Genomic DNA, 15,471 nt, shown 5'->3' on the forward strand with positions numbered 1-15,471 from the left:
CCGTCAGGGCCCGAACCAGCGCTCTTCGGCCGTCCTCGGCGGGGCGGCCGTGGCACCGGACAGGATCTCGGTGTCCAGGGTGACCTCGCGCGGCCGGGTCGGGTCGACCGAGGCGAGCAGCAGCTTGCCCGCCGCCCGGCCCTTCTCCAGCACCGGCTGGCGCACGGTGGTCAGGCCGTGGCGCTCGGCTTCTGGGATGCCGTCGAACCCGGTGATCGACAGGTCCTGCGGCACCCGCAGGCCCCGGCGCCTGGCCTCGTTCATCGCGCCAAGGGCGAGGATGTCGGAGGTGCAGACCAGCGCGGTGAGCTGCGGGTCGGAGTCGAGCAACTGGGCCGCGGCGGACTCGCCGCTGGCGGTGCTGTGGTCGAAGCGCTCCACCACCGGCACCCTGGCCCACTCCACCCCGGCCGCGCCGAGCGCGTCGGCCACCCCGGACAGCCGGGCCCGCTGCACGTGGAAGTGCGCGGCCTGCTGGCGCTCGACCGAGGCGAACCCGTCGTTGCGGTCGCGGGCCAGGCGCATGCAGATGACGCCGACGCGGCGGTGGCCCAGGGTCGTCAGCCGCTGGGCCAGCGCGGTGATGGCGGCCCGGTCGTCGATGCCGACCCGGTCGACGCCCTCGACGATCGGCTGGTCGGCGACCACGGTCGGCACCGGCCGCGACAGCACGGCGGCCAGGTGCGGGTCGTCGTCGGGCACCGAGTAGACGACGAACCCGTCGACGCCCGCGCGGTGCACGGCGGCGACGTCCTCGCGCTCGGGGTTGATCGGCACCAGGTGCAGGCCCTGGCCCGCCCCCTCGCAGGCCAGGGCCAGGCCCTCGAGGAAGCCCAGGGCGGCGGGGTCGCGGAAGGCGTAGGACAGGTTCTCGGTCAGCAGCAGCCCGACCGCGCCCGCCTTGCGGGTGCGCAGCGACCTGGCCACCGGGTCCGGGCCCGGGTAGCCCAGCCTGCGGGCGGTCTCGAGCACCCGGCGGCGCAGCTCCGGGGAGAGCTGGTCGGGTCGGTTGTAGGCGTTGGAGACCGTCGTCCTGGAGACCCCGAGCTCCGCCGCGAGCGACGCCAAGGTCGCCGGGCGACGAACGTGCATTGACCGCGCCATGTCCTGACCGTAACGGTTCAGAACCACTTGCAGAAGCCCGCCGAGTGCCCGGACGCGCTCGTGGTGTCACCCGGTTGGATGACGGTGGTCCGGGGGGCTGACGTAAGCTGAAAGCGACAACGGTTTCCATTATCGTGATCTTGGTGCGCAACCCCCAGGGAGACACCCATGCGACCCCGCCCGCGCAGACCTCGCGCCGCCCTCCTCGGCCTCGCCGGAGCCGCCCTGTTGACGGTGACCGCGTGCGGTGGGTCACAGGCTGACAGCGGCTCGGACGGGGCGATCACCGTCGTCGCCTCCACGAACGTCTGGGCCAGCGTCGCCCAGGCCGTGGGCGGGGACGCCGTCGCCGTCAGCTCGATCCTCACCGACCCGAGCGCCGACCCGCACGGGTACGAGGTCAAGCCCGCCGACGCCACCAAGCTGGAGGGCGCGAAGGTGCTGGTCTCCAACGGCGGCGGCTACGACGACTTCTTCACCAGCCTGTCCGACCGGGTCGCCGACGCCCGCAAGATCGTCGCCTTCGACCTGTCCGGCAAGGGCGGGGCCGAGGAGCACGCCGAGGGCGAGGAGCACGCGCACGAGGGCGAGGAGCACGGCCACGACCACGGCGCGGTGAACGAGCACGTCTGGTACGACCTGCCGACCGTGCGCAAGGTGGCCGACAGCCTGGCCACCGAGCTGGGTGCGGTCGCCCCCGACCGCAAGGACGAGTTCGCCGCCAACGCCAAGGCCTTCGGCGACGGCCTGACCGCGCTGACCACCAAGGCCGTGGCCATCGGCGCGGCCAAGCCGGGCGCCAAGGTGGTCGCCACCGAGCCGGTCGCGGGCTACCTGCTGGAGACCGCGGGCCTGACCGACGCCACCCCGGAGGCGTTCTCCGAGGCCATCGAGGACGAGACCGACCCGCCCGCCGCCGCCGTCGCCGAGACCGACGCGCTGGTCACCGGCAAGCAGGTCGTGGCCGTCGTCTACAACGGCCAGACCGAGACGCCGCTGACCAAGCAGCTCAAGGACAAGGCCGCGGCGGCCGGGGTGCCGGTCGTGGGCGTGACCGAGACGCTGCCCGAGGGGGCCACCGGCTACCTTGACTGGATGACCAAGCAGGTCGACTCACTCGCGGGAGCCGTGTCCCAGGCATGACCACCACCACAGCATGAGCGCCACCCCGGCGGTCACCCTCTCCGGAGCCCGGCTCGCCTACGGCGACCGGGTGCTGTGGGACGGGCTGGACCTCGACGTCGCCCCCGGCGAGTTCGTGGCCGTGCTCGGCCCCAACGGGTCCGGCAAGACCAGTCTGATGCGCGTGCTGCTCGGCCTGCGCGCGCTGTCCTCGGGCACGGTGACCGTCGCGGGGCAGGCCCCCGGCCGCGCCAACCGGCGCATCGGCTACATCCCGCAGCAGCGGGCCATCGACCCCGGCCTGGCCCTGCGCGGCCGCGACCTGGTCGGGCTGGGCTGGGACGGGCACCGCTGGGGCCTGGGCCTGCGCGGCGTCCGCGAGCGCAGGCGCCGCGTCGACACCGCCTTGGCCGAGGTGGGCGCCGAGGGCTACGCCGAGCGCCCGGTGGGGCTGCTCTCCGGCGGCGAGCAGCAGCGGCTCCGGGTCGCCCAGGCACTGGTGGGCGACCCGGCGGTCCTGCTCTGCGACGAGCCCCTGCTCTCCCTCGACCTCGCCCACCAGCGCGCCGTCAGCGAGCTGATCGACACCCGCCGCCGCACCGCGGGCACCGCCGTCCTGTTCGTCACCCACGAGATCAACCCGATCCTCCCGCTCGTCGACCGGGTCCTCTACCTGGTCGACGGCCGCTTCCGCATCGGCGCGCCGGAACAGGTGATGACCTCGGAGACCCTTTCCGACCTCTACCGCACCCAGGTCGAGGTCGTCCGGGTCCGCGGCCAGATCCACGTCGTCGGCGCCCACGGCGAGGTGTGCGAGGACTTCCACATGCACGAGCACCTGGCGGAGCGCTAGACAGTGTCCGACTTCTTCGACTTCGAGCTGACCCTGCGGCTGCTCTCGCTGGACTTCGTGATCAGCGCCCTGCTGGTGGCCGCGGTCCTGGGCCTGCTGGCAGGCGTGCTCGGCCCCCTGATCGTCAGCCGCAACATGGCCTTCTCCGTCCACGGCACCTCGGAGCTGGCCCTCACCGGCGGCGCGGCGGCCCTCCTGCTCGGCTGGGACGTGGGCAACGGCGCGCTGGCGGGCGCCATCGTCGCCGCGCTGATCCTGGGCCTGCTGACCCGCCGCAGCACCGAGTACGACTCGGTCATCGGCGTCATCCTGGCCTTCGGCCTGGGCCTGGGCGTGCTGATGCTGTGGCTCTACAAGGGCCGGGCGGCGAACAAGTTCGGCCTGCTCACCGGCCAGATCGTCGGCCAGGACTTCGCCAGCATGGCCCTGCTGACCGGCGCCGCGGTGGTGGTCCTGGCCGTCCTGGCCGTGGTCTACCGCCCCCTGCTCTTCGCCTCCGTCGACCCCCACGTGGCCCAGGCCCGAGGCGTTCCCAACACCCTGCTGGCGGTCGTCTTCGCCGTCCTCGTCGGCGTCGCCACGGCCCTGGGTGTGCGCACGGTCGGCTCACTGCTGGTCCTGGCCCTGATGGTCACCCCCGCCGCCGCGGCCGCCAGGGTGACGGCCAGCCCCCTGCGCGCGACCGGCCTGGCCATCCTCTTCGCCGAACTGTCCGCGGTGGGCGGCATCATCCTGTCCCTGGCCCCCGGCGCCCCCGTGAGCGCCTTCGTCACAGCCATCTCGTTCCTGATCTACATCATCTGCTGGATCGTCGGCCGAGCCCGCCGCACGGCCCTGGCATAGCCCAAGGGCCCCACCGTCTGCCGGTCGGGCCCTTGGGAAACGTATAAACGGGGGCTCTGCTCTTGAGCTACACCGGTGATACCGGGCCAGGACTCGCACCTGGATCTCCCCGCTCCAGAGCCAATGTTACACCAGATGGGCCTGACCAGCGGTCACCTGCAACTCGGCGGTGGTCATGGCCAGAACCCCGTAGTGGAACCGGGCAAAGTTCTCGACCTTCTTCATCCGTCGATCCGCGGTGATCCGCTTGAGCCCGGCGAGGTCGTGGTTGTCGACGAAGTCGTCGATGATGACCTCGGCCCAGCGCTGGCGGGAAACGGACGCGATGAGCATGCGGTTCGCCTCCCTCGCCAGTGCGGTGGTGACAGAGAGGGCCAAGAGCATCTCCCCCGTTCCGAGGTCGATTGAGGAACCTGCTGGTAGACCGAGCGGTGACCGCCCCACTATGCGGACCCAGTTCTGGCTCGCAGCCGGGGACAAGGCGGTGGCCCGTTGCACGACACGGCTGTCGATGGTTCCGCCAGAGTGGATCACGGCGTTGCGCATTTCCCTGACCAAGTGGAACTGACTGAGCAGATCTGGGCTGAAATGTTGGCCGGTCGCCGTCGACAGTGCCCCGTGCAGACGCGACGCGTTGTCCGGAACCGGTGCGTTAACCATGTTCACGCACGAACGCATCAGATCCTCGTGCAGGGCCAATGCGTAGGGAACTGCCATCGTGCCGAGGTGGCTGTCCGCGTTGACAAGGACAGCGCGGGCCTCTCCGGGGGTGAGGTTGAAGCGATTCACATGGTGGATAGCGGGGAAGATCTGGGGGATGAGGGTCTTCGAGCCGTCGGTCAGGTTGAGGAGGTGAGCAGCCATCGGGGAGCCCACAAGCAGTGCCATGATGGCGGTGTTGGCTTCCCGGCGCGCCTTGGTGTGCAGGCGGTATTCCGGGTAGTTCACGACCGCGTTCGTCGCCATTGTCAGTGCTTCCTCGTTGTACTTGGAGTCGACGCTCGTGTCAGGAGTCGTGGGAGTAGCGAATGGTGTTGAGAGCTTTCCCGCCATCTCGCAGGAACCAGAATCCCCAGCCGTTCCGGTTGGGGTGCACGGTGGGGTTGATGGACTGGACGGCCGAGATCGCGGCACCGCTCGGGCTCTTGAACGCCTGTCCCTTGAGGGGACCGCTGGTGATCTCGACCCGCTTGGTCGCCCGGTCGTAGACCGCCTCGATCCGATGGCCCTGGTATAAGGCGAAGATTGGCACATGGCTGGTCGGTGGCGCATCGGGGTGCTCAGCGGTCGCTGGGCTGGGCCGACTGAAGTCGTCGAGGAGGCGACGCACCACGTCGCTCTCGGTGGTCTGCCATGCCCTCGCCAGCAGCGTAAGTCGAGCGAGGTCCGAATCTGAGACCTGGATAGACGGCATGTTGCTCCTCGAGAGAGGTTTGAGGAGAAATAGTAGCATCTCGAGTCAAGCTGGGGTCACCCGCTCGCGCCCGTCGGAGCGAGGCCGGACAGGGCGTCACCCCAGCAGCAACAGCACCTGCAACTCCCCCACGAGCCCCCCGATCACAGCCCCCACCGCGATCAACTTCCACTCGTCCTGCCGGAAAGCAGGCCGCAACAACCCCTCGTACTCCACCCGCGTCAACCGGTTCATCTTCGCCGCGATCGTGTTCCCGATGTCCAAAGCGTCCCGCGCATAGGGCTCCGCGGCCAACGCCGTCTCCCGCAGGTGCTTCAACGCCTTCACGGCCGCGGCCGACTTCATCTCCTCGAACCGCTGCGGCGACACCGCCACCCCCACGAACGGCCGCGTCTGCTTCTCCACCGCCTCCCCCACGACACGGGCGATGGACGCCAGCAGTCGCTCCGAGCGGGGCCCGGCGAGCACGCCCTCGACGAGGTTCGGGACCGTCATCACCTCGCTGGCGATGAGGTCCCCGTACTGCCGGGCCACCTGCACCCGACGGCGTTGGAAGACGCCCTGGAGGCCGAAGCGGCGTTCGCGGGGGAAGAAGACGAGCTTGATGGCCAGCCAGTCGGTGAACCAGCCGATGAGGGCGCCGAAGACGGGGAGGATCCAGGGTTGTTGGGTCAGGCCCCAGACGACGGTCTGGACGAGGCCCAGGATGAAGCCGAAGTAGATGCCGCAGCGGGCGATGAACGACATCTCGGGGCGGGAGATGTCGCGGACCAGGCGGACCAGCAGCCGCTTGTCGCGCTCCAGCGCGGTGACGGCGACCTGCTGGACGTCGAGGACCTCGTCGATGCTGGCGCGGATCTCGGCCATGACCTCGTGCACCAGGTCGACGGTGCCCGCCTGGACCCGCTTGACCAGGATCTCCTGGGCGATGCCGGGCAGCATCTCCCACAGGTGGGGGTGGTGCTCCTCGAGCACCTCGCGCGCGATCCGGTCCACGGCGATCAGCAGCGGGGTCTGGATCTCGCGGGCGACCTGGTCGGGGTCGAGCCTGCCGACGATCTCGGCCGGGTCGACGAGCTTGCCGGTGATCAGGTCGGCCGAGGTGCGGATCATCCTGGCCGAGTTGCGCGGGACGACGCCCTGCCAGCCCAGCCACGGCTCGGCGACGCCGACGAAGTCCAGCGGGCGGAACATCATCTCGATGGCGACCCGCTTGGTCACGTACCCGATCGCCGCGGCGATGAACGGCATCGACGCCAGAATGGGCCAGTGGTCGGCGAACGCGGCCAGGAGAGCGTCCACACCGCACCCCCTCGCCGCCGACCAGAGCAGGCTCAATCTAGTGCAGCAGGAGCAAGACCTGCAGTTCACCCACCAGACACCCGATGACCGCGCCAACCGCGATGAGCTTCCACTCGTCCTGGCGGAACGCCGGGCGCAGCAGGCCCTCGTACTGGACCGCGTCCAGCGCCTGGATCTGGCGGACGACGGTGTCGCGGATGCCGAGGGCCTCGGTGGCGTAGTCCTCGATCTCGCGCACGGTCTCGGGGAAGCTGGCCATCGCCTTGCGCGCCGCGGCCTTCTTCATCTCCTGGTACCGGCGCGGGCCCACCGCGGCGACCACGAGCGGCTTGACCGCGCCCGCCTGGGCGTCGATGGACCGCCGCACCTCGTACTGAACCATGTCGAACAGCCGGTCGGACTTGGGGCCGGTCAGCACGGCCTCCAGCACGTTGCCGACGGTGAGGATCTCCCGGGCCACCAGGTCGGCGTAGTCCTCGGCGACCTGCTCCTTGCGCCGCTGGAACATGCCCTGCCAGCGCACGACGCCGAGGAAGCGCTTCTCCCGGCGCGGGAAGAAGATCATCTTCAACGCCAGCCAGTCGGTGAGCCAGCCGGTCAGCCCGCCGAACACCGGCATCACCCAGGCGCTCTTGGTCAGCGCCCACACCACGACCTGCACCAGGCCGATGATCAGTCCGAACCAGACTCCCGACCGGGCGATGAACCTCATCTCCGGGGTGGCGGTCTCGCGGATGAGCCGGTTCAGCACCGCCTTGTCGCGCACGAGCTGGCGCACGGCCATGTCCTTGACGTCGAGCACCTGCTCGATGTTCTCGGCCAGCTCCCGCATCAGCCGCTCGACCACCCGCGGCGCCTCGGCCCGGGCCCGGTTGAGCACCACCTGCCTGGCCTGCCTGGGTGTCCGCTCCCAGAGGTTGGGCTGGTACTCCTCGACCAGCTCCACGGTGACCTGCTCGACCACCGCCGCCATCGGCTCGCGCAGCCGGGCGGCCACCTCCTGCGGGTCGAGCCGGGCGAAGATCGCCCTGGGATCGATGAGGTTGCTGGTCATCAAGTCCACCGCCACGGTGGCCATCCGCTCGGCGTTGGCCGGGATGACCCCCTGCCAGCCCAGCTTGCCCACGCCCACGAACTCCAGCGGGCGGTACATCATCTCGATCGCCGCGCGCTTGGTGATGTAGCCGATGATCGAGGCGATGATCGGCATTGTCGCGTAGATGTGCCAGTTGGCGGTGAAGTCGTCGCCGAGCGCCCGCCAGTCCACCCGTGCACCCCCTCACGCCGCGCCTGGTGCAGGAGTCTGGCACGCCGCGCGCGGACGCGGCCCGCCTGCCCGCGGGCAGGCAGGCCGCTCGGGCGGGCCGGTCAGGGGTTGCAGGCCGCCGGGTCGACCTGGAGCTGCGGGTTGTCGCCCTTCACCCCGAAGATCGGGATCTGGCCGGACGGGGTGGCGACGCCGTTGGCGACCTTGTAGCTGGCGAGGGTGCCGATGAAGCTGGGGTTGGCGCTGTCGTCCTGGGCCACGGCGAACAGGATGGTGAACTCGCGGCCCCGGAAGATCCTCTCCTGGCAGGTGTACCCCGCGCGCGAGACGGCTCCGCCGCCCTCGAAGAAGCGCAGTTCCTGACCCTCCGGCGTGGCGGCCACGCGCAGGCCGTCCGCGCCGAGGTCGACCATGACGAGGGTGGTGGTCTGGTCGCTGGTGGAGTCGACGACGAGCACCTCGGCCTTGCCGTCGGCGTTGACGTCGGTGACGCGCACCGGCCGCACCGCGCCGTCCGCGGTGCCCAGCGGCATCGTCAACTCGTGGGTCTGGCCGCCCGCGGTGACGCTGAGCCGCTGCTCGGTGCCCTCGGCCTGCGCGGTCAGGGTGATGGTGTCGGCGACGCCGTCGCCGTTGAGGTCGCCCTCGGTGGCGAGGGACGCGTCGGCCGCGGCGGTGGTGACCGAGGCCAGGGTGAGCAGACCGGCGGACGCCGCCAGCACCGCGGAGCGGGACCTGGAAAGCAGACTCACGTGGAACTCCCTCCGCGCGGACGCCTCTGTCCGCGCCATCACCGGCCCCTCCCGACTCGGAGCGGTGCCGATTCACCGGAATTGGCTACACCCAGCAATCTAGGCACACCACTTCAGTGATTGACAGGGGTAGTCGCAGATCGGGAAACGCTTGCTAAAACTGGTAGTACAAGAACGGGCTGAAAGTGCCCGAGGCGACAAGAATCGCAGCCCACACCAACCCCGGCACCATCACGGCCACCCGCAGCGCCTGCGCCACCCGGCCCCGCGAGGACTCCACCAGCGGCCCGGTCACCGGCGCGGCGGGCAGGAAGAAGATGACCACCGCCAGCAGCAGCACCACCAGGACCTGGTTGCCCAGCGCCACCTCGACCTGCTCGCTCAGACCGGTGAAGTCCGGCAGCAGCATGTGCCCGACCACCAGCAGCGCCTGGCCCATGTCGGCGGCCCGGAAGAACACCCACCCCACGGTGACCAGCACCATCGTCAGCAGCCGCCGCCCGATCCGGCGCACCGGGTCGGCAGGCGCCCGCTCCAGGCCGAACCCGCGCTCGATGACCAGCAGCGCCCCGTGGAACAGGCCCCACACCAGGAACGTCCAGTTGGCACCGTGCCAGAACCCGGTCAGCACGAACACGATCCCCAGGTTGCGGTAGGTGCGCGCCGCCCCGTCCCGGTTGCCGCCGAGCGGGATGTAGACGTAGTCCCGGAACCACCTGGACAACGACATGTGCCACCGCCGCCAGAACTCGGTGATCGTCACCGACGAGTAGGGGCGGGCGAAGTTCTCCGGCAGCCGGAAACCGAGCATCCGCCCCAGCCCGATCGCCATGTCGGAGTACCCGGAGAAGTCGAAGTAGAGCTGCAGCGTGTACGCGATCGCGCCCAGCCACGCCACCGCGAAGGTCATCTCGTCGGCCGGGGTATTGAAGCACTGCTCCACCAGCGGGCTCAGCGAGTCCGCGATGATGACCTTCTTGCACAGCCCCAGCGCGAAGCGCGGGAAGCCAGCCGAGATGTCGTCGGTCCGGTGCGTGCGCCGCTGCGGGAGCTGGTCGGCGATCTCCCGGTACCGCACGATCGGACCGGCCACGAGCTGCGGGAACATCGCGATGTAGGCGATGAACGACACCGGGTCCCGGCTCGCGGGCCGCTCGCCCCGGTAGACGTCGACGACGTAGGAGATGTGGTGGAACGTGTAGAAGGAGATGCCGATCGGCAGGGCCAGGTTGACGATCGGGAAGTCGCCGCCGAACAGCCGCGCGAAACCGGCGAGCTGCTCGGTGGCGAATCCCGCGTACTTCCACACGAGCAGCACGGCGACGTCGAAGCTGATGACGCCGATCAGCAGCGACTTGCGCCGCCCGCGCGCGGTGTCCCACTCGTCGGGCTCCAACCAGGGCCCGATCGCGTAGTTCACCACCATGCACAGCAGCAGCAACAGCGTCGTCGGCCCAGCCCCGGCCGCGTAGAACAGCAGGCTGGACACCGCCACGATCCCGTTGCGCCAACCCCGGGGGCACAGCACGACCGCCAACAGCACGATGGGCGTGAAGTACCACAGGAACAACGGACTGGCGAACGACATCGAGCCCCCTACGCGCCCACGACCCCCAGACCTTAGCCCCCGGGGAGAGCGCGCTGGGTCAGATCCGGCCCTTGACCCGGCGGCGGCGCGCCACCTCGGCCAGCACGACGCTCGTGGCCACCGAGGCGTTGAGGCTCTCCACGCCCGCGGCCATCGGGATGCTCACGGTCGCGTCGCAGGCCTCGCGCACCAGCCGCGACAGGCCCCGGCCCTCGGACCCCACGACGACGACCAGCGGCGAGGTCGCCAGGGTCAGCTCGTCGATGTCCATCGTCCCGTCGGCGTCCAGGCCGACGATCATCAGGCCCTTGGCCGCCAGCGACCGCAGCTCCCTGGTCAGGTTCGTCGCCACCGCCACCGGCAGCTTCGCCGCGGTGCCCGCGCTGGTGCGCCAGGCGACGGCGGTGATCCCCGCGCTGCGCCGCTGCGGCAGCAGCACCCCGTTGGCGCCGAACGCGGCGGCCGAGCGGATGATCGCGCCCAGGTTGCGCGGGTCGGTCACGCCGTCGAGCGCCACCAGCAGCGGCGGCTCGCCGGTCTCCACCGCGAGCAGGTCGTCCGGGTGCGCGTACTCGAACGGCGGCACCTGCAGGGCCAGGCCCTGGTGCACCGCGCCGTTGGTCAGCCGGTCCAGCTCGGGGCGCGAGACCTCCAGCACCGAGATGCCGCGGTCAGACGCCAGGCGCACGCCCTCGGCCACCCGGTCGTCGGCGTCGATCCCCAGTGCCACGTACAGGGCCGTCGCCGGGATCTCCGCGCGCAGGCACTCCACCACCGGGTTGCGTCCGGCGATCAGCTCCGTGGTCGGCTTCTCCTTGGTCGTCGACCCGCGCTTGACCGTCTGCTTGCGGTAGTTCTTGTGCCCGGGGCGCTCCTCGGCCTTCGGCGTCGGACCCTTGCCCTCGAGGGCTTTGCGCCGCTGCCCCCCAGAGCCGACGACGGCGCCCTTCTTGGTGCCCGCGTTGCGCATCGCGCCTTGGCGCCTGGAGTTCCCTGCCACGTCAGCTGTCCCCACTAGGTCGTGTTTTGGAAGTCTCGTTCGATGAGAGTCGTGATCGGGGTGGTTTCTGGCGGTGCGGGGCGGAGGTACCGGTACAACACCGGTACCGGCACCTCCGCCCCGTGCCGCCAGGGACCGCATCCGGCGCGGCTATCGCGAACACGGGCTTTCAAAACGCGACCTGACTCGCAAAACCACGTCTCGAACCAAAACCCGACCTCCCATGGTACGGGCCAGGGGTCAGACGGCCACGCCGTGGGCGCGCACCGCGCGCAGCAGCGAGTCCGGCCGGGTCTCGGTGGGCAGCGGCTTGACCAGTTCGAAGGCGCACCCGATGGCGGTCGCCGCCCCGTCGGCCTCGGCGCTGTCGCCGATCATCAGCGCCTCCGCGGGCTCGACGCCGAGCCGCTCGCAGGCCAGCTCGAAGATCTTCGGGTCCGGCTTGACCAGGCCCTCGGCGTAGGAGAGCACGAACTCGTCGACGTGCTCGGCGATGCCGTGCGCGGCGAAGGTCGGCCGCAGGTCCCAGGGGATGTTGCTCAGCACCGCGACCTTGATCCCGGCCTCGTCCAGTCCGCGCAGCACGTCGGCGGTGTCCGGGAACGGGACCCAGGACTCCGGGTCGAGCATGCGGTCGTAGAGCTTGCCGGGGACGTCGGCGGCCAGGCCGAGGTCGGGCGAGCCCAGGGACGCCTCGTAGGCCGCCCGGTGCACCGCCGGGTCCAGGTCCCGGCGGTGCCAGTCCTCGTGCAGCTCGGCGGGCAGGTGCGCCGGGGTGCCGGTGGGGATGGTCATGAGCGCGAACAGCTCGACCACCCGCTCCGGGCTGATCGGCTCACCGTCGGCCGTGGAGTAGGAGTGCAAGGGCGAGGCGCCCGGTTCCAGTCGGAACAGGGTGCCGGAGAAGTCCAGGAGGACGCCGCGAAGAGCCACGGTGTCCAAGGTAGGTCTCAGGCCGAGTTGCCCGTCACCCGCTCGGGTGTGAGTCGAACCACGACGCGCACGGTGCCCTCGGGCTCCTCCGGGTAGGCCTCGCCGCGGTAGAGCTGGGAGAGCTCGTCGATCAGCTCCCGGCCGCCCTCCTCGGTGATCGTCACCGAGCCGCGCATCTCGAAGTAGCTGTAGGGGTTCTCCCGGTCGTACGCGGTGAGGCTGACCCGCGCGTCGCGCTCAATGTTCTTCGTCTTCTTCCGACCGCGCACGGTCGAGAGCAGGATGTCGTCGCCGTCGCGCTTGGCCCACAGCACGGAGGTCTGCGGGGAGCCGTCGGCGTTGACGGTGGCCAGGACGACGTAGTTGTGGTCGTCGATGATCTTCTTCGCGGCGTCGGAGAGGTGTGCCATGCGTCGGAAGGTAGCCGGGTCCGGGCGCTCGCGCGCGGGATGTCAGCCCTGTGGGACGAGCAGCGCGGTGGCCACCGCGGCGATGCCCTCGCCCCGCCCGGTGAGCCCCAGCCCGTCCGTCGTCGTGCCGGACACCGAGACGGGCCCGCCGACGGCCTCGGACAGCGCCGCCTGCGCCTCCGCCCGCCGCTTGCCGATCTTGGGCGCGTTGCCGATGACCTGCACCGCGGCGTTGCCGACCCGCAGCCCCTCGGCCTCGACCAGCCTGCGCACCTCGCCGAGCAGCCGCGCCCCGGACGCGCCAGCCCACTTCGGGTCGCCGGTGCCGAACACCGCGCCGAGGTCGCCCAGGCCCGCGGCCGAGAGCAGCGCGTCGCACAGCGCGTGCGCGGCGACGTCGCCGTCGGAGTGGCCCGCGCAGCCGTCGTCGCCCGGCCACAGCAGCCCGGCCACCCAGCACTCGCGGCCCGCCTCGACGGGGTGGACGTCGGTGCCGATCCCGACCCTCACGCGCTTCCTCCTGCCAGGACGGCCTCGGCGATCGCGAGGTCGAACGGGGTCGTGACCTTCATCGCGTGCGCGTGGCCCGGCACCGCCAGCACGGGCACGCCCAGCTTCTCCACCAGGCCCGCGTCATCGGTGGCCGAGTCGCCTGCCCCGGCGTAGGCGCGGCGCAGCGTGTCCACCTCGAAGCCCTGCGGGGTCTGCACCACGCGCAGCGCGGCCCGGTCAGGAGTGTCCTGCACCACCTCGTGGGCATCGACGCGCTTGACCGTGTCCGCCATCGGGAGCACGGGGATCACCGCGGGAGCGCCGCGCAGGACGGCTTCGACCACGGAGTCGATCACGAGCGGCGGGGTGAACGCGCGCGCCGCGTCGTGCACCAGCACCACCCGGATGTCGGGGTGGGCGGCCAACGCGTGCGCCAGCGCCAGCCGAACCGACGCCGTGCGATCCGCCCCGCCCGCGACGACCTCGGCGGGCAGGTCGTTCGCGGCGAGCAGGGCGCGGGTCGACCCGACCTCGGCGGGCGGCGCCGCGACGACGACATGCCGCACGCGGCCCGCACTGAGCAGGCCGCGCACGGCATGGACGAGCAGTGGCACCCCCCGGACCGGGACCAGGGCCTTCGGCACGCCGAGACCGAGGCGTTCACCTCGACCCGCGGCGGGCACGAGCGCGACCGTGCTCACCGGAACTTCTTCCCCTGGGGTGTCATGAGCGCCTCGCTCGCGGAGCGGGGCACCCGGTTGTGCTTGTCGATCGGTCGGGGTCAGACCGTCGCGGTGGACAGGACCTCGTCCAGCAGGACCTCGGCCTTGTCCTCGTCGGTGCCCTCGGCCAGCGCCAGCTCGCTGACCAGTATCTGCCGGGCCTTGGCCAGCATGCGCTTCTCGCCCGCGGACAGGCCGCGGTCCTTCTCCCGCCGCCAGAGGTCTCGCACCACTTCGGCCACCTTGTTCACGTCGCCGGAGGCGAGCTTCTCGAGGTTGGCCTTGTACCGACGCGACCAGTTGGTCGGCTCTTCGGTGTGCGGCGCGCGCAGGACATCGAAAACGCGGTTGAGGCCCTCTTGGCCGACGACATCCCGCACGCCCACGATCTCGGCGTTGTCTGCGGGGACGCGAACCGTGAGGTCACCCTGGGCGACCTTGAGGACGAGGTACTTCTTCTCCTCGCCCTTGATCACGCGGGTCTCGATCGCTTCGATGAGTGCGGCACCGTGGTGCGGGTAGACGACGGTCTCTCCGACCTTGAAAACCATGTGTCCTCTGCCCCTTTCGCTGACTCCATCTTAACACGGGTCAGGCGTGCCCGGTGACTGACCTGCGAACTGTCTGCGCAGGTCAAGGGCCAAATGGGGGAGGTGTGCGGGGTTGACAAACACCCGCTGTGCGTACTCAGGCCCCGCGTGGGCGACATTCCGAGCACGCCAGGATGATCCACAGTGGACGGCCTGGGAACGGCGCGGCCTACGCGCTATGGCAGACCACACGCGGTCCCGGCCGGTCGTCCCGGCTAGGCTCCAACCCGGCATTGTCAGCACCGGACGCGGGAGTCCTTCGTGAGTCGTGCACAGCAGAACCTGGTCGGTCGGCTGCGCCTGGCACCGGCCGCCGTCGGCCTGGCGGCGGCGTTGGCGCTGGTCGGGTGCTCAGCGGGCCAGATCACCCAGACCGACTCCCAGCTCCCCGCCGTCAACGGCACGCAGGCCACCCAGGGCGACATCGCGCTGCGCGACGTCAAGTTCGCCTACCCCGAGAGCGGCTCGTACGCCCAGGGCGCCGACGCGCCGATGATCCTGTCGATCGTGAACGCGGGCAGCACCGCGGACACCCTCACCTCGGTCACCAGCCCGGTCGCGGGCGAGGTCACGGTCACCGGCTCGGGCGAGGTGCCCGGCGGCTTCCGCGTCGCCGTGGGCACCCCGGGCGCCGAGGTCGGCTCCGCCGCCTCCGAGACCTCGGCGCCGTCGTCGAGCGCGACCGCGGGCGCCCCGTCGTCCACCGCGACGCCGCCCCCGAACACGCCCGCGGCGGTCAACCGCCTCGGTTCGATGCAGATCGAGCTCAAGGCCGTGAACACCGAGCTGTTCCCGGGCAAGACCTTCCCGGTGACCTTCGTGTTCGCCCAGGCGGGCCCGATCACCGTCGAGGTGCCCATCGCGGCGCCGAGCGACCCCCGCCCGGAAGCCGAGCACGACCACGGCGAGGGCGGTCACTGAGTCCATCTCTCCCGCCACCCGCCCCCTCGTCCCCGCCCGGCATCGTTCCCGGCTCGGGTGGGCGGGTGCCGGTGCGGAGTGGGCTGAGTGCTCGAGCTTGATCTCTCCCGCCACCCGCCCCCTCGTCCCCGCCCGGCATCGTTCCCGGCTCGGGTGGG

17 protein-coding genes are annotated in these 15,471 nt (G+C 70.9%); 4 read left to right on the forward strand and 13 right to left on the reverse strand.

Annotated features, from left to right (window positions below; translation table 11 throughout):
• Positions 1-3: 3 nt before the first annotated feature.
• Positions 4-1,104 (reverse strand): LacI family DNA-binding transcriptional regulator, encoded by a 1,101-nt coding sequence (locus GCL84_RS09905; RefSeq protein WP_156755095.1) that lies wholly within the window; start codon positions 1,102-1,104, stop codon positions 4-6.
• A gap of 168 nt (positions 1,105-1,272) precedes the next feature.
• Here GCL84_RS09905 and GCL84_RS09910 point away from each other — a divergent pair, with 168 nt between their 5' ends.
• Genes GCL84_RS09910 through GCL84_RS09920 form a run of 3 tightly spaced genes read left to right on the forward strand, consistent with a single transcriptional unit; the run spans position 1,273 to position 3,922 of the window.
• The gene (locus GCL84_RS09910) at positions 1,273-2,247 is read left to right on the forward strand and encodes a metal ABC transporter solute-binding protein, Zn/Mn family (RefSeq protein WP_156755096.1); all 975 of its coding nucleotides are present in this window, start codon (positions 1,273-1,275) and stop codon (positions 2,245-2,247) included.
• Positions 2,248-2,260: 13 nt separating this feature from the next.
• Positions 2,261-3,079, forward strand: a complete 819-nt coding sequence (locus tag GCL84_RS09915) for a metal ABC transporter ATP-binding protein (protein WP_156755097.1) — start codon at positions 2,261-2,263, stop codon at positions 3,077-3,079.
• Between the two features lie 3 nt (positions 3,080-3,082).
• The gene (locus GCL84_RS09920) at positions 3,083-3,922 is read left to right on the forward strand and encodes a metal ABC transporter permease (RefSeq protein WP_156755098.1); all 840 of its coding nucleotides are present in this window, start codon (positions 3,083-3,085) and stop codon (positions 3,920-3,922) included.
• A 126-nt stretch (positions 3,923-4,048) separates the two neighbouring features.
• Here the strand turns inward: GCL84_RS09920 and GCL84_RS09925 are convergent, their stop codons facing one another.
• From GCL84_RS09925 to GCL84_RS09980, 12 genes are all read right to left on the reverse strand, one after another.
• The gene (locus GCL84_RS09925; protein ID WP_156755099.1) at positions 4,049-4,888 is read right to left on the reverse strand and encodes a hypothetical protein; all 840 of its coding nucleotides are present in this window, start codon (positions 4,886-4,888) and stop codon (positions 4,049-4,051) included.
• Between the two features lie 40 nt (positions 4,889-4,928).
• Positions 4,929-5,336 (reverse strand): hypothetical protein, encoded by a 408-nt coding sequence (locus tag GCL84_RS09930; RefSeq protein ID WP_156755100.1) that lies wholly within the window; start codon positions 5,334-5,336, stop codon positions 4,929-4,931.
• A gap of 96 nt (positions 5,337-5,432) precedes the next feature.
• A complete protein-coding gene (locus tag GCL84_RS09935; RefSeq protein ID WP_156755101.1) occupies positions 5,433-6,638 on the reverse strand; it encodes a DUF445 family protein in 1,206 nt (401 codons plus the stop codon).
• A gap of 37 nt (positions 6,639-6,675) precedes the next feature.
• Positions 6,676-7,905 carry a DUF445 domain-containing protein gene (locus tag GCL84_RS09940; protein WP_235926124.1) on the reverse strand — a complete coding sequence of 410 codons (1,230 nt, stop codon included), beginning with the start codon at positions 7,903-7,905 and terminating at the stop codon, positions 6,676-6,678.
• A 101-nt stretch (positions 7,906-8,006) separates the two neighbouring features.
• Entirely contained in the window at positions 8,007-8,657 is a 651-nt protein-coding gene (locus GCL84_RS09945; RefSeq protein ID WP_156755102.1) for an FG-GAP repeat domain-containing protein, read from the reverse strand.
• 154 nt (positions 8,658-8,811) lie between these two features.
• A complete protein-coding gene (locus GCL84_RS09950) occupies positions 8,812-10,245 on the reverse strand; it encodes an MBOAT family O-acyltransferase (RefSeq protein WP_156755103.1) in 1,434 nt (477 codons plus the stop codon).
• Between the two features lie 58 nt (positions 10,246-10,303).
• Positions 10,304-11,245, reverse strand: coding sequence for a 23S rRNA (guanosine(2251)-2'-O)-methyltransferase RlmB (rlmB, locus tag GCL84_RS09955; RefSeq protein ID WP_156755104.1), 942 nt, complete (start codon positions 11,243-11,245; stop codon positions 10,304-10,306).
• Between the two features lie 240 nt (positions 11,246-11,485).
• On the reverse strand, positions 11,486-12,178 hold the full coding sequence (locus GCL84_RS09960; protein ID WP_156755105.1) for an HAD family hydrolase: 693 nt from the start codon (positions 12,176-12,178) through the stop codon (positions 11,486-11,488).
• A 17-nt stretch (positions 12,179-12,195) separates the two neighbouring features.
• Positions 12,196-12,588 (reverse strand): PPOX class F420-dependent oxidoreductase, encoded by a 393-nt coding sequence (locus tag GCL84_RS09965; RefSeq protein ID WP_156755106.1) that lies wholly within the window; start codon positions 12,586-12,588, stop codon positions 12,196-12,198.
• Between the two features lie 42 nt (positions 12,589-12,630).
• Positions 12,631-13,098: a 2-C-methyl-D-erythritol 2,4-cyclodiphosphate synthase gene (gene ispF, locus GCL84_RS09970; protein WP_156755107.1), complete on the reverse strand. Its 468-nt coding sequence runs from the start codon at positions 13,096-13,098 to the stop codon at positions 12,631-12,633.
• On the reverse strand, positions 13,095-13,781 hold the full coding sequence (ispD, locus tag GCL84_RS09975; protein WP_156755108.1) for a 2-C-methyl-D-erythritol 4-phosphate cytidylyltransferase: 687 nt from the start codon (positions 13,779-13,781) through the stop codon (positions 13,095-13,097). The genes ispF and ispD overlap by 4 nt, the downstream gene beginning before the upstream one ends.
• An 80-nt stretch (positions 13,782-13,861) precedes the next feature.
• Entirely contained in the window at positions 13,862-14,353 is a 492-nt protein-coding gene (locus GCL84_RS09980; RefSeq protein WP_156755109.1) for a CarD family transcriptional regulator, read from the reverse strand.
• Positions 14,354-14,653: 300 nt separating this feature from the next.
• Between GCL84_RS09980 and GCL84_RS09985 the strand changes: the two genes are divergently transcribed.
• Positions 14,654-15,313, forward strand: a complete 660-nt coding sequence (locus GCL84_RS09985) for a copper chaperone PCu(A)C (RefSeq protein ID WP_156755110.1) — start codon at positions 14,654-14,656, stop codon at positions 15,311-15,313.
• The last annotated feature ends 158 nt before the right edge of the window (positions 15,314-15,471 follow it).

The sequence above is a fragment of the Actinokineospora pegani genome, from assembly GCF_009745975.1.
Taxonomy (GTDB): Bacteria; Actinomycetota; Actinomycetes; order Mycobacteriales; family Pseudonocardiaceae; genus Actinokineospora; species Actinokineospora pegani.